This is a genomic window from Microbacterium endophyticum (assembly GCF_011047135.1).
GTDB classification, from domain to species: domain Bacteria; phylum Actinomycetota; class Actinomycetes; order Actinomycetales; family Microbacteriaceae; genus Microbacterium; species Microbacterium endophyticum.
Genome location: NZ_CP049255.1, coordinates 541,055 through 553,832, shown reverse-complemented (window position 1 = coordinate 553,832; position 12,778 = coordinate 541,055). Strand labels below are relative to the sequence as shown.

The following is a 12,778-nucleotide window of genomic DNA, read 5'->3' as shown; positions in this document are numbered from 1 at the left end:
CGCTCCGCCGGGCGCGCGCGAATGCGGCGTGTTGCGACCCTTCGGCGGTGTGTCAGAGCGGCAAAAAAGGGGGGCGGATGCTACGGCTCGAGCAGGCGGCGAAGGTGCGATGCGACGACGGGGGTCTCGATCAGGAAACCGTCGTGGCCGAAGTCGCTCGTGATGACAGCGGCGCTATCACCGTCGATGGTGTTCGAAATGCCACGGGCGATGGTGTGCTGGCCATCGATGGGGAATAGGCGGTCGCTATCGACACCTACAACGAGCGTCTGTGCCGTGATCAGCGAAAGCGCATCGCTGATGCCGCCACGATCACGACCGATGTCGTGGGAGTTCATGGCTTCGACGAGGGTGAGATAGCTGTTCGCATCGAAGCGTCGGGTGAACTTGTTGCCGTGAAAGTCGAGATATGACTCGACAGCAAATCGACCATCGTGGCCCAGCGGGCTCACCCCGGACTGCCACGAACGCTGAAATCTCTGATTGAGCTCGGTGGGGCTGCGGTAATTCAGCAGTGCCATGCGGCGCGCGAGCGCCAGCCCACGGTGGGGGCCGTCGCCGTCGCCCGAGTCGTAATACTCGCCGCCGGCAAAACGCGGGTCGATACGGATCGCTTCGAGCTGCACGGAGTTGAGTGCAATCTGATCGGCGGTCGTGTGCGGGGGAGCAGCGAAGACAGCGAGACGCTCTACACGTTCTGGCGCCATGATGGCCCACTCGAGAGCGTGCATGCCGCCCATCGACCCGCCCACAACTGCGCCCCAGGCCGCGATGCCGAGAGCATCGGCGAGTGGGATCTGGGCCGCGACCTGGTCGCGAATCGTCAAGTACGGAAACCGTGATGCCCACTCGTAGCCGTCGGGCCCAATGCTTGCCGGGCCGCTTGAGCCCTGGCATCCGCCGAGCATGTTGGGAGCAACGACGAACCAGCGGTCGGTGTCGATAGCCGCACCCGGCCCGATGATGTCGTCCCACCAGCCTGCTGTTGCGTGGCCCGGAGTCGCAGCGCCGCGCACATGGCTGTCTCCGGTCAAAGAATGCAGGATGAGCACTGCGTTGTCACGCGCAGCATTGAGTTCGCCCCAGGTCTCGTATGCGATGCGGTAGCTCGGCAGATCACGCCCGCCCTCGGTGCGGAATCCGCTGAAAGCCGCAAATTGACGGTCGCCCGAGGCGTCGCCGTCACGCCATGCCCCGGTTGCCGGGGGGCGTCCGAGCAAGAACCGGGCGTCGGCTTCGGTGACGGGTGCGCTCGGCACCGTGTCTTCGGAGGTCTGCCAGTCCATACCGCTATTGTCTCGTGTCTCAGACCTCTCGGAACGACTGTTACGTCACGCCATCGTTTGCGAGAACGACGGATGCCCCGGCCCAGAGCGTCTGTCGACGCACAAGCCGAGGCATCCAATCCCCCTGCACAGGTGGGGTCTAGGCGCGTGCCGCCTCCGACACGCGACGAGCGGCGGCAAGCGCCTGCTCAAGGTCAGCCTTGAGGTCAGCGACGTTTTCGAGGCCGACCGACAGGCGCACGAGGCCCGGGGTGACACCCGATGTGAGCTGCTGCTCAGGAGTGAGCTGCGAGTGTGTGGTTGATGCGGGGTGAATGACGAGCGAGCGCACGTCGCCGATGTTGGCGAGGTGGCTGAACAGGTCGAGGCTGTTCACGAACTCGCGGCCAGCTTCAACACCACCCTTGAGCTCGAACGAGAGCACCGCGCCGACCCCCTTGGGGGCGTACTTGTTGGCTGCGGCATACCAGGGTGAGGTCGGCAGACCCGAGTAGTTGACGCTCGCAACGTCGTCGAGGCTCTCGAGCCACTCCGCGATTTCTTGTGCGTTTTGCACGTGGCGCTCGATGCGAAGAGAGAGCGTCTCGAGTCCCTGGATGAGAAGCCATGCGCTGTTGGGAGAGATAGCAGCACCGAGGTCGCGTAGCAGCTGTACACGCGCCTTGATGATGTACGCGAGGCCATCGCCGACGGCCGCGGTGTAGCTTGCGCCATGGTACGACGGGTCGGGCTCGGTGAGTCCCGGGAACTTCTCGACGTTCTTCGACCACTCGAATGACCCGCCGTCGACGATGACACCGCCGATAGTCGTACCGTGTCCACCGATGAACTTGGTCGCTGAGTGCACAACGATGTCGGCACCGTGCTCGAACGGACGAATGAGGTAGGGCGTTGCGATCGTGTTGTCGACGATCAACGGAACACCGGACTCGTGGGCAACGCTGGCGACGCCCTCGATGTCGAGCACGTTGATTTGCGGGTTGCCAATCGTTTCGCCGAAGAACAGCTTCGTGTTGGGGCGCACCGCGCGGCGCCACTCGTCGAGGTCGTCCTGGTTCTCGACGAACGTGACCTCGATGCCGAGCTTGGCAAGCGTGTACTTGAAAAGGTTGTAGGTGCCGCCATAGATCGAGCTCGACGAGACGAAGTGATCGCCGGCTTCCGCGATGTTCAAGACGGCGAATGTCTCAGCGGCCTGGCCCGACGCGACAAGGAGCGCGCCAGTGCCGCCTTCGAGAGCCGCGAGCCGCTGCTCAACGACGTCTTGCGTCGGGTTCTGAATGCGGGTGTAGATGTTGCCGAACTCGGCCAGGGCGAAAAGGTTCGCGGCGTGGTCGGTGTTATCGAACACGTATGACGTGGTTTGGTAGATCGGCGTCGCGCGAGCTTTTGTGACGGGATCGGGCTGCGCGCCGGTGTGGATCTGCTTGGTCTCGAAGCGCCAGTTTTCGGGTGCGGACATGATCTGACTCCTGAAGTCTGTCGATCGGCACACGGCGGGCGTCGCGGCCAAAAACGACAATACGGACGCTTCGCGTTGTCAACAACGAGAGGGAAATGTTACGTAACACAGGAGGGGTAGCGTTGCTCTTATGGTGACGAAGCGTGCAGTTGTAACAGGAGCGAGCTCGGGAATTGGTCGTGCGAGTGCTGCGATTTTGCGTGAACGGGGCTGGGAGGTCGTGGCAGTTGCCCGGCGTGCCGATCGCCTCGCGGAATTGGAACAGGAAACCGGAGCTGTTGCTTTCGCTGCGGACCTGACATCGCAGACCGACATCGACGCGCTCGCCGCGTGGCTCGCCGAAACCGGGCCAGTGCACGCCCTCGTCCACGTCGCTGGTGGCGCTCGCGGCACAGATGTGGTCGCGGAGGGCTCAGTTGACGACTGGCAGTGGATGTACGACGTCAACGTGCTTTCGGCGCAGCGATTGGTGAAAACGCTGCTGCCGCAACTGCGCACGGCTGCGGCATCCGATGGCCACGCTGACTTGATGTTCGTGACATCGACTGCGGCACATGTCGCTTACCAGGGTGGTGGCGGATACAACGCGGCAAAAGCCGCGGAGAAGATGCTCGTCAACGCTCTGCGACTAGAACTCAACGGCGAACCGCTGCGGGTCGTTGAAATCGCACCCGGAATGGTGTTCACCGAAGAGTTCAGTCTCAACAGGCTCCGCGGAAACAGCGACGCGGCAGCATCGGTCTACGACGGCGTCGAGAACCCGCTGACGGCACGCGATGTCGCAGACGTCATCGCCTACGCTGCGGATGCTCCGGGTCATGTGAACCTGGATCTTGTGATGATGCGCCCCGTCGCGCAGTCTGCACAGCACGTGCTCTCACGTGGCCCACTGCACGTGCGTGACGAGGGCTAGGCGCGGTTACAGATCGCCGTAGTCGTTGCTCGGGCTGCTTATGCGGGCAACCACATCGTTCTCGATCACGAGCATGATGAAGTCGATTCCTGTTGCTCCATCGTTTTCAAGGGATGTGGTGCCGGGGGCCTCGGTGATGTCGAGGCGCATGACGTCAGTGAGTCCGGAGTCGGGGAACAGCGCCCCGGCCGCCTGTGCTTCGGCGACGGACGAGCCAACATGTACGCCGCCCGTGGTCGCGAGCGAGAGCCCATCGGCGGAGTCGGTTGCAAACGAGACGCTTGCTGGGCCGTCATCCACAACGACGATGCTGACATCACCCCAGGCATACGTCGTTGTGGGATAGCCCAGTTCACTCTCTTCAGCGCTGGGCTCAGCGCCAAATACGCCGGTCAAGAAATCCAGCGTGCCGATCCCGTCGCTGAGCGGCGTGCTGCTGATGGTTGAACCATCGGCGGCCTGCACCTCGATGTCGGTGAGTGACACCACGAGAGCTGCAGCAACCGGCGCGGAAGAGGCCGTATTCGGCGCCGTGGAGGGCGTTTCGGTGGCTGCGGGTGTGGTCGACGAGGCGCATCCCGAGAGCGCGAGCGTGGCGGCAAGCAGTGTGAGTGCGAGTGTTCGTAGACGCATGTGACGGAGTGTAACGTGCACGCTATTTCTGAGAACGGCTAGATAGTTGCGTTCGCGGCAGGTTGCGCGTCCGAGAACGCGACCTTCGGCACGAAAAACAGAAGTACCGCCGCAACGAAACCACCGGCCGCGCAGATACTCCACACCGCGAGGTAGCCACCGAGGGATGCCGCTGTCTCGCTCAGAAGCGTGCCGGCACCTGCTGCGAGCACGACGCCGAAGATCGCTGACGCAAATGTGCCACCGATCGTTTTCGTCGTGTTCGTGAGAGCAGACGATATTCCGGTTTGACCACGCGGCGCGGCTGCAGCGGCAGCCGCGGGCAGTGCTCCGACGAGCGCGCCTGAGCCGAGGCCCGCGATAGAGAGATTGCACAGAACCTGCCACAACTCGAGATGAAACGGCAGAAAGAGCGTGTAGCCGATGCCGACGAGCGCGGACGCCCCGATGAGGATCACCCGCGGATTGCCTCGTTGAGAGAGCACCGCGAAAATGATTGCGCCGACGATGAGAGAGATCAGATACACGCCGATGATGTTCGAGCGTGAAGTGGCGTCCAAGCCCAGGCCGTAGCCCAGGGAGGTGTCGGTGCCCGCATACGTCGACAGGGGCCCCTGCGCACCCAGCAGGCTGATTCCTATCAATGCCGCTGTCGCCTGGACCGGCCACATCTCTGGTCGCTTGAGGACACGGATATCGATTGCGGGATCGCTTTGCCGAAGCTCAAACCGCACGAACCACCAGAATGCAGCGACTCCGGCGGCGAGGAGAATCCAGGTCCAGACGAAACCCGGTCCGTTGAGCCGCAGGAAGGTGAGCGCACTCGTGACGAGCAGCAGAGCGAACGCCAGGATGACGAAGCCACCCGTGTCGAGTCGACGCCCGCGCACCGGCTCCGATTCGGGAACGCCAATCCAGATCACGACGGCAACGAGACTCACAGCGATGGCAGGCGCGACGAGGGTAAGCGGCAGGTTTTCGTTTGTCGCGGCGAAGATACGACCGGCCGCGAGCGCGCCGATGATCGCTCCGGCCTGCAAACCCACGACGAGGAGGCCGGCCGCCCGACGGGTCGTCGACACCCCTCGATTTTGGCGGCGCCCGCGCTCGAAAATGAGGGCTACTTCGAGGGGCAGCCACACGACGTAAAAGCCTTGAAGCGCCCACGCGATGAGAAAACTCCAAAACGAGCCAGCGAAAGCGAGCCACCAACTTGCCCCGGCGGTCAAAATCGCGGCGATTAGAAGAATCTTCTTGTGCCCGTACATGTCGCCGAGTTTGGCGAGAACTGGCACCACTAGCGCGGAGAGCAGCAGCTGAGCTGCCTCGAACCAGTTGACGTCAGAGTCATGGACTCCTAAATGCGCGACGATGTCACTGAACAGCGGCACGTAGTACCCCTGCAGGATTCCACTCACGAGCTCGACCAGGACAAACCAGCCGATGAGTGATGCTGTGATGCCAAGAGGCGACGTGAGTCGAGCGGCGGACACCGTGCTTTCGGGGCGCATGCGGTGAGAGTACACCGGAGGCGCGCTGACGCGCTCTAGGCTGGAGCGGGCGGCAGTGGTGTCGCTCAAGAGAGGAACACACGATGGGCGAAGCAACCGGCGAGCGAGAGCATCTCACCTGGGACGGGTTCGGGGCGGCATCGCGGGATATCGCACGCGACATTCTTGCCGACGACTTCGTACCTGAAGTGGTGGTCGCAATTGCCCGCGGTGGGCTTCTTCCTGCTGGCTCCATCTCTTACGGGCTTGGCATAAAGAACTGCGGCGCGATCAACGTCGAGTTCTACACCGGGATCGGAACCGTTCTCGACGCTCCCGCCCTTCTTCCGCCCGAACTCGACATGACGTACCTCAAGGGTCGGCGTGTCCTTCTCGTCGACGATGTCGCGGATAGCGGCCGCACGCTCGATCTTGCCGTCCGCTTGCTTTCGGAGCAGGGCGCTATCGTCCGCTCCGCTGTGATCTATACGAAGCCGACCACGATCATTCAGCCTGACTACAGCTGGAAGAACACCGATCTCTGGATTGATTTTCCGTGGTCGTGGCAGGGCAGTGTTATTGAAGAAGACGCCGGCCTCGCGGGTAGTGCCTAACCGCCGCTGATGCCAAGAACCCTCGCTGAGCTGGCGGCATCCGGAAGTATGGACCCGGGGTGGGCTGACGCTCTTACTCCGGTTGCGGACGACATTGCCGCGCTCGGTGAGCGGTTGCGGGCCCAAGCACGCGCGGGAACTCCCTTTCTCCCGAGCGGCGAGAATGTTTTACGCGTGTTCGCTCGTCCGCTCGAGGACGTTAAAGTTCTGATCGTCGGTCAAGACCCGTACCCCACTCCGGGCCACCCCATCGGACTCTCGTTTGCTGTGGATAAGCACGTTCGCCCGCTTCCGCGGAGCCTCGGAAATATTTACAAAGAGCGTGAGAGCGACCTCGGTATCGCACCCGCCGTCCACGGCGACCTGTCGTCGTGGAGCGACCAGGGGGTCATGCTGCTCAACAGGGTGCTCACCGTGGCGCCGGGGGAGCCGGCATCCCACCGCGGGTGGGGGTGGGAGAAGGTCACAGCTCACGCCATCAGCGTGTTAGCGGCTCGCGAACAACCGCTCGTTGCGATCCTGTGGGGCAAGGATGCCTCAAGTGCCAAAGCTCTGCTCGGGGCGACCGCGACCATCGAATCCCCTCATCCATCGCCGCTGTCGGCCCGGCGAGGTTTTTTTGGTTCACGGCCGTTTTCACGGGCGAACGCAATGCTTGAAACCCAGGGCGCGAGCCCCGTCGACTGGAACATTCCAGAGTGACCTGACTACTTCTCGCGCGTAGGCTAGAGCAATGCTCGAGGAGGAATACGACAAGAGTCGTCGACGACTGCCGCGTCACCTCAGACCACGCCCCGCGAGTGAGGGCCCGTTCGAGTACACGATCCGTCCTGCTCAAGTGTCCGACATCCCCGACATTCGTGAGATCTACAACTACTACGTCACGAACTCGGTAGTCACGTTCGACGAGAAGCGCTGGAGTATTGCGCAGTGGCGAGCGAAGTTTGACCACATTCAAAAGCTCAACCTGCCGTTCATCGTTGCGCAATCCCCGCGCGGGCAGGTGCTGGGCTATGCGCTCGTGAGCCCGTGGGCGGGCAAATCAGCCTTTCGATACACAGTCGAGAACTCGATCTATCTCGGTCCGAGCGCCACAGGTAAAGGCCTCGGGCGAGCTCTTCTGGAAGCCCTTATCGTTGCGTGCGAAGATCTTGGGATTCGCGAACTCGTTGCGGTCATCAGCGACAAGGGCGCCGAAGGATCAATCGCCCTGCACGAACGGCTGGGCTTCGTCGAAGTGGGGCGCATGGGGCGCGTCGGGTTCAAGTTTGGGCGCTGGCTCGGGACCATCTACCTGCAAAAGTCATTGCAGCCGAAAAAGAAGAAAAAACGGAGCCTCTTCAGCCGTTGACGCGGTTTACGTCTCGGTGGCTCTGGGCCCGATCACGGGAATGGATGCGAGCAGCTGGCGCGTGTACACCGCTTGCGGTTGCAAGAGAACCTTTTCGGTCGGTCCCTCCTCGACGACGCGGCCATCTTTCATCACGAGGACCTCGTCGCACAGATTCTGGACGACACCGATATCATGCGAAACCAGCATGATCGTCAGACCCTCGCTGCGAAGTTCGCTGAGCACGTCCAGAATCTGAGCCCGGACTGTGACGTCGAGGGCCGAGAGCGGCTCGTCGCCGACAAGAAGGCGAGGACGGTGCACGATCGCGCGAGCGAGAGCAATGCGCTGGCGCTGACCCCCTGAGAACTCGTGCGGGAAGCGGTCAGCGGCCGCGGCATCCAAGCCAACGCTCCTCAGAACCTCCCGCACCCTGCCGCGACGATCTCCATCGATGTCGAGAGCCCAGAGTGGCTCTCCTACGATGCGTCCGACGCTCATCCGCGGATCGAGTGAGGCGTACGGATCCTGGAAGACGATTCCCGTCTGCCGGCGAAGCCAGTGCAGCCGTCGCGCCGATGCGCGAGCGTCGACAACCTGACCGTTAAATTCAATGACACCGGCACTCGGCACATCGAGCGCGAGGAGTAGGCGCACGAGCGTCGACTTTCCCGCACCGGACTCGCCGATGACGCCGGTTGCCGTTCCCTCGCGCACCGTCACATCGACATCGTCGAGAGCTGTCGTGAGAGGGCGGCGAGAGAACAGAGATGGGCGCACATTGCCGTGAGTGCGTGTCAGACCGCGTGCGCGAAGGAGTGGCGTCTCAGTCATCGGCCGCTCCGCTCGCGCGGGCCGGGCGCCACACCGTTGCTGTCGCGTCGCGCAGAAGCCCCTTGGCGACAGCGGACTGAGGTTTCGTCAAGAGATCGGCGACGGCGGCCTGCTCGACGATTTTTCCATCGGCGAGTACGACTCCACGGCTCGCGACCTGCGACAGCACTGCAAGGTCGTGAGTGATGAAGATGAGCGACATGCCGTCGTGGGAGACGAGATCATCGAGCAGAGCGAGAACTTCCGCTTGGATGGTGACATCGAGGGCCGTTGTCGGCTCGTCGGCGATGAGGAGGCGGGGGCCCGCCGCGAGTGCGATGGCGATTGCAACGCGCTGACGCTGACCACCCGAGAGCTGATGCGGGAAGCGTTTGACGATGCTGTCCGGGCTCGGCAAACGCACTCTCGCGGCTTCAGCTATCGCTCGGCGGTTGAGCTCGGGCTTCGTTAGCCGCTCATGAATATTGATTGATTCAGCGATTTGGCGCCCCACCGTCCTGATGGGGTTCAGAGCCGTCTGCGGTTCTTGGAAAACAACCCCGATCTCATCGCCGCGTATTTCCGCGATCTCCCGGTCAGGAATGTTCAGGAGTTCACGGCCATTCCAGCGCACGCTGCCAGTTGCGACCGCACCCTCTGGCAGGAGCCCCGTGATCGCAAGCGCTGTGAGCGACTTGCCGGAGCCGGATTCTCCGATGATCCCCACTCGGGCGCCGTCTTCGACGGAGAACGTAATGCCGTCGACGGCGCGGACGCCGTCAATATCGATGGTGAGATCCTTCACTTCGAGGCTCACGCGACCACCTCCGGCTCGTGAACCTCGGCAGTGGGTCGCCGCGCAGTCGAACGACGAAGGGTTGGATCTGTTGCCTCTCGAAGACCATCCCCGAGGAGGTTTAGTCCGAGAACTGTGACAGTGATGGCGAGTCCCGGCCAGATGACGACGAGCGGCTGCACCGAGATGTACTGCTGCAACTCCGAAAGCAACAAACCCCAGCTGGGTTCGGTCACCGGCGCACCGAATCCGAGGTACGACAGCCCGGCTTCCGCAAGAACTGCGACGGCCATTGCCCACGACAGTTGCACGATGAATACCGGAGCGACGTTCGGGAGAAGGTGTCGCGCCAGATTCTGGAAGGGCGTGAGACCTGAGGCGCGTCCGGCAATAACGAAGTCGCTCTGCAGCACCCGCCGAAGCTCGGGTCGTGTCACACGAGCGATGTTGACGCCGAAGCCGATTCCAACGGCCCAGATGACTACCCAGAGCGACCCGCCCCACACCGCCGAAATCATCATGGCGATGAGGAGTACGGGGAAAGCGATAAGGATGTCGACGAACACTGCGACGGTCTCCCGAATCACGCGCGGAGTCAACGCGCCCGCAGCGGCGAGTGCAAGGCCGAGGACCGTCGCAATGACGCCGGCACCGACGGCCACAAATACCGTCGTTCGCGAACCCGCCATGATGAGGCTGAAGATATCGCGGCCGGTGCCATCGGTGCCGAATACATGCGGCCATGACGGCGACGTCCATCGCACGGCAATGTCGACGTTTTGCGGGTCAAACGGTGTCCAGAAGCTCGCGGTGATTGCGGTGACCGTCACCACGGCCGCAACGACGAGCCCGAACTTCCCGGTCGATAGCGCCCAAAGGCGTGCGATCCAGCTACGAGACGATCTGGTGCTTTTCACTTTCACGCGGAGTCTCCCCGCTGTCGCGGATCGAGTGCGCGGTGGACGAGGTCCACGATGAATCCGATGATCAAGACAAACCCCGTGAGAGCCAGCAGTTCTCCCTGCACTTTGGGTAGATCGCGCCTTCCCACGTCTTCCACCAGCATCCGTCCGATTCCGGGTAGCGAGAAGAGTTGCTCGACGACGACCGCGCCAACAATGATTCCGGCAATCTGTAGACCAAGAACCGTCACGATGGACAGTCCCACGTTGGGTAGCCCGTGCCGAATGAGAGCCTGATTGCGAGTGAGTCCTTTCGCGGCCGCGGTACGCACGTAGTCCTGGTCGCTTGCTTGAATCGTTGCTGACCTCACGAAGCGCAGAAGCATTGCTCCTTCGACAACCCCGATCGTCAGTGCGGGGAGCACGAGAGAGCGGAATGCTGCACCGGGGTCAGACCAGCCGTTCCGAGGAAAACCCTGTGCTGGCAGCCAGCCGAGCCAGACAGCAAAAACGACGACGAGCATCATCCCGGCCCAGACGACTGGTACCGCTGCGAAAAACTGGGCTCCCACGCTCAAACCTGTTCCCACTGGTTTGCCGCGGCGCATCGCGGAGGCGACACCCAATGGCACGCTCACGACCAGCGCAACCAACAACGCCATGATGCCGAGCGGAACAGTCACCTGAGCCTTTTGTGCCAGTTCGGTAGTAACCGGTGTGCCCGTGATCAAGGACGTACCGAGGTCTCCTCGCAAGACGCCAGCTAACCAGTCGCCGTACTGCGCCCATAGCGGTGCGTCGAGTCCGAGGCGTTCGCGGAGGGCCGCCACCTGCTCGGGACTACCGGTACTGCCCGCGATTACCTGCGCAATATCGCCGGGCAGCACCCGCAATGAGAAGAAAATAAGCACGCTGGCAACGAGCAGGCCCAGCAAAAGCAGGGCCAACCGCGTCAGCGCGTATCGAATCACCCGGCGCTCTTGGCGATCTCGGCAGCGTTGAAGCGCGCGTTGACATTGACAGTGGGAACACCGGTTACATCGGAAGCCACCGCCACGACGGAACCGCCGTTGTACAGCCAATCGGCTGCAGCATCTTCTGAGACGATCCGTGCCGCTTTTGCCAGCAGCGCTGCGGCTTCGTCCTCATCGGTTGCCGCAAGCGACTGCGCATAGAGATCCTGAACCTCAGCGTTGTCGTAGGTGAAGTAGTAATCCGGGTTCGCCCAGTTCTCGAAGTCGTGTGCCTCGGTGTGCAAGACGAAGCTGAGCTCGTAGTCCTGGTTCGCGTACACATCGTTCAGCCAGGTGGAGAACTCGACGGAGTCGACTGTCAAGGTGATGCCGACATCGTTGAGGTCGGACACCAAGATCTGCGAGACGGTCGTGGCATAGAACGACGGAATCGTCAGCGTCAGATCGAGGTCTTCGTAACCAGCTTCACTCAGCAGCTTTTTGGCAGCGTCGGGATCATAGGGCGCGACATCCGAAAGATCTTCGTAACCGGGATCGAGCGACGGGATGGGGCCATACAATGTCTCGCCGGCGCCGAGAGCTTCGACGATGGAATCGTGATCAATTGCCTGGCGGATCGCCTGGCGCACCCGCTTGTCCGAAAGCGGCCCCGAGGTGCTGTTCATCGCGAGTACGCCCTTGTCGGTGGACGCGCCCACGTCGACAGTGAAATCGCCGTTCGCTTCGACCTGATCGGTCAAGGTGGCGTCGAACCCGGTGAGTACGTCCACCTCGCCGGCGAGTGCCGCGGAAAGCGCGGCCTGCGTTTCGGGGATATAGGAGAACACGACCTCGGCGGACTTGGCGGCGTCGCCCCAGTAGTCGTCGTATCGCGAGAGCGTCACACTGTCGCCTTGCTTCCACGAAGCAACCATGAATGGCCCCGTGCCGTTCGCCGCAGTGAGGTAATCGACTGAATCGTCTTGCTTCAAAATGATGCCCGCGCGTCCCGTGAGGTTCCACAGCAGTGTTGAGTCGGGTTCAGAGAGCGTGAGTACGACATCCTGGCCGTCGGCGGCGATGGATGTCACTCCCGACAGTCGTGCGGAGTCAAGCCACGTTTCGGTGTCGCGGTGTTGGGTCAAGGACCACACGACGTCATCCGGAGTGAGCTCTTGCCCGTCGTGGAATGTGACGCCTTCGCGAAGAGTGAATGTGTAAGTGAGACCGTCGTCTGAAATCGTGTAGTCGCTAGCGAGAGCGGGAACGATCTCTTGATCAGGAGTGCGGGACACCAAACCCTGGTAGACGTTGTCGATCAGGATCTGGTCGAGAGCCGCTCCGCTTGTCTCTCGAATATCCAGGTTGGTCGGCTCGAGCACGAGACGAACCGCGATGGAGGCGTCTGGGTCGGCGGCTGCCGCGGAGGAAGAACTCCCACCATCTGGGCTTCCCGAGCACGCCGTTAAAGCGAGCGCGGCGGCCGCGAGGGAGGCAGCGGCGGCGAGTGTGGTGCGGCGGAACATACGGGGTCCTTTCACGGGACTGCCGTGGCCATCGTCGGCGCGGCAGCGTAACGCAGGATC

General features: G+C 62.4%; 13 protein-coding genes. 4 read left to right on the top strand and 9 right to left on the bottom strand.

Annotation, left to right across the window (positions count from 1 at the left end; all coding sequences use genetic code 11):
• Window positions 1-80: 80 nt before the first annotated feature.
• Together metX and G6N83_RS02675 are read right to left on the bottom strand one after the other, a co-directional pair.
• Window positions 81-1,286 (bottom strand): homoserine O-acetyltransferase MetX, encoded by a 1,206-nt coding sequence (gene metX, locus G6N83_RS02680; protein WP_165139031.1) that lies wholly within the window; start codon window positions 1,284-1,286, stop codon window positions 81-83.
• Window positions 1,287-1,425: 139 nt separating this feature from the next.
• Window positions 1,426-2,748 (bottom strand): bifunctional o-acetylhomoserine/o-acetylserine sulfhydrylase, encoded by a 1,323-nt coding sequence (locus tag G6N83_RS02675; RefSeq protein WP_165139029.1) that lies wholly within the window; start codon window positions 2,746-2,748, stop codon window positions 1,426-1,428.
• Window positions 2,749-2,878: 130 nt separating this feature from the next.
• Here G6N83_RS02675 and G6N83_RS02670 point away from each other — a divergent pair, with 130 nt between their 5' ends.
• Entirely contained in the window at window positions 2,879-3,661 is a 783-nt protein-coding gene (locus G6N83_RS02670; protein ID WP_165139027.1) for an SDR family oxidoreductase, read from the top strand.
• 6 nt (window positions 3,662-3,667) lie between these two features.
• On the opposite strand, the gene G6N83_RS02665 is transcribed toward G6N83_RS02670, so the two are convergent.
• Window positions 3,668-4,294 (bottom strand): hypothetical protein, encoded by a 627-nt coding sequence (locus tag G6N83_RS02665; protein ID WP_165139025.1) that lies wholly within the window; start codon window positions 4,292-4,294, stop codon window positions 3,668-3,670.
• Between the two features lie 38 nt (window positions 4,295-4,332).
• The gene (locus G6N83_RS02660; protein ID WP_165139023.1) at window positions 4,333-5,805 is read right to left on the bottom strand and encodes an MFS transporter; all 1,473 of its coding nucleotides are present in this window, start codon (window positions 5,803-5,805) and stop codon (window positions 4,333-4,335) included.
• Window positions 5,806-5,888: 83 nt separating this feature from the next.
• Between G6N83_RS02660 and G6N83_RS02655 the strand changes: the two genes are divergently transcribed.
• From G6N83_RS02655 to G6N83_RS02645, 3 genes are read left to right on the top strand one after another with little or no spacing between them, the layout of a single operon-like run.
• Window positions 5,889-6,398, top strand: coding sequence for a phosphoribosyltransferase (locus tag G6N83_RS02655; protein ID WP_165139021.1), 510 nt, complete (start codon window positions 5,889-5,891; stop codon window positions 6,396-6,398).
• A gap of 9 nt (window positions 6,399-6,407) precedes the next feature.
• A complete protein-coding gene (locus tag G6N83_RS02650; protein ID WP_165139019.1) occupies window positions 6,408-7,100 on the top strand; it encodes a uracil-DNA glycosylase in 693 nt (230 codons plus the stop codon).
• A gap of 31 nt (window positions 7,101-7,131) precedes the next feature.
• Window positions 7,132-7,749, top strand: coding sequence for a GNAT family N-acetyltransferase (locus G6N83_RS02645; protein ID WP_165139017.1), 618 nt, complete (start codon window positions 7,132-7,134; stop codon window positions 7,747-7,749).
• Window positions 7,750-7,755: 6 nt separating this feature from the next.
• Here G6N83_RS02645 and G6N83_RS02640 read toward each other — a convergent pair whose 3' ends face one another.
• Genes G6N83_RS02640 through G6N83_RS02620 form a run of 5 tightly spaced genes read right to left on the bottom strand, consistent with a single transcriptional unit; the run spans window position 7,756 to window position 12,718 of the window.
• On the bottom strand, window positions 7,756-8,562 hold the full coding sequence (locus G6N83_RS02640; protein ID WP_165139015.1) for an ABC transporter ATP-binding protein: 807 nt from the start codon (window positions 8,560-8,562) through the stop codon (window positions 7,756-7,758).
• On the bottom strand, window positions 8,555-9,358 hold the full coding sequence (locus G6N83_RS02635; RefSeq protein WP_165139013.1) for an ABC transporter ATP-binding protein: 804 nt from the start codon (window positions 9,356-9,358) through the stop codon (window positions 8,555-8,557). The genes G6N83_RS02640 and G6N83_RS02635 overlap by 8 nt, the downstream gene beginning before the upstream one ends.
• Complete coding sequence (locus G6N83_RS02630) at window positions 9,355-10,254, bottom strand: ABC transporter permease (RefSeq protein ID WP_165139011.1); 900 nt, start codon at window positions 10,252-10,254, stop codon at window positions 9,355-9,357. The genes G6N83_RS02635 and G6N83_RS02630 overlap by 4 nt, the downstream gene beginning before the upstream one ends.
• Window positions 10,255-10,256: 2 nt before the next feature.
• Window positions 10,257-11,210: an ABC transporter permease gene (locus G6N83_RS02625; protein WP_165139009.1), complete on the bottom strand. Its 954-nt coding sequence runs from the start codon at window positions 11,208-11,210 to the stop codon at window positions 10,257-10,259.
• Window positions 11,207-12,718, bottom strand: coding sequence for an ABC transporter substrate-binding protein (locus G6N83_RS02620; protein ID WP_165139007.1), 1,512 nt, complete (start codon window positions 12,716-12,718; stop codon window positions 11,207-11,209). The genes G6N83_RS02625 and G6N83_RS02620 overlap by 4 nt, the downstream gene beginning before the upstream one ends.
• Window positions 12,719-12,778 lie beyond the last annotated feature (60 nt).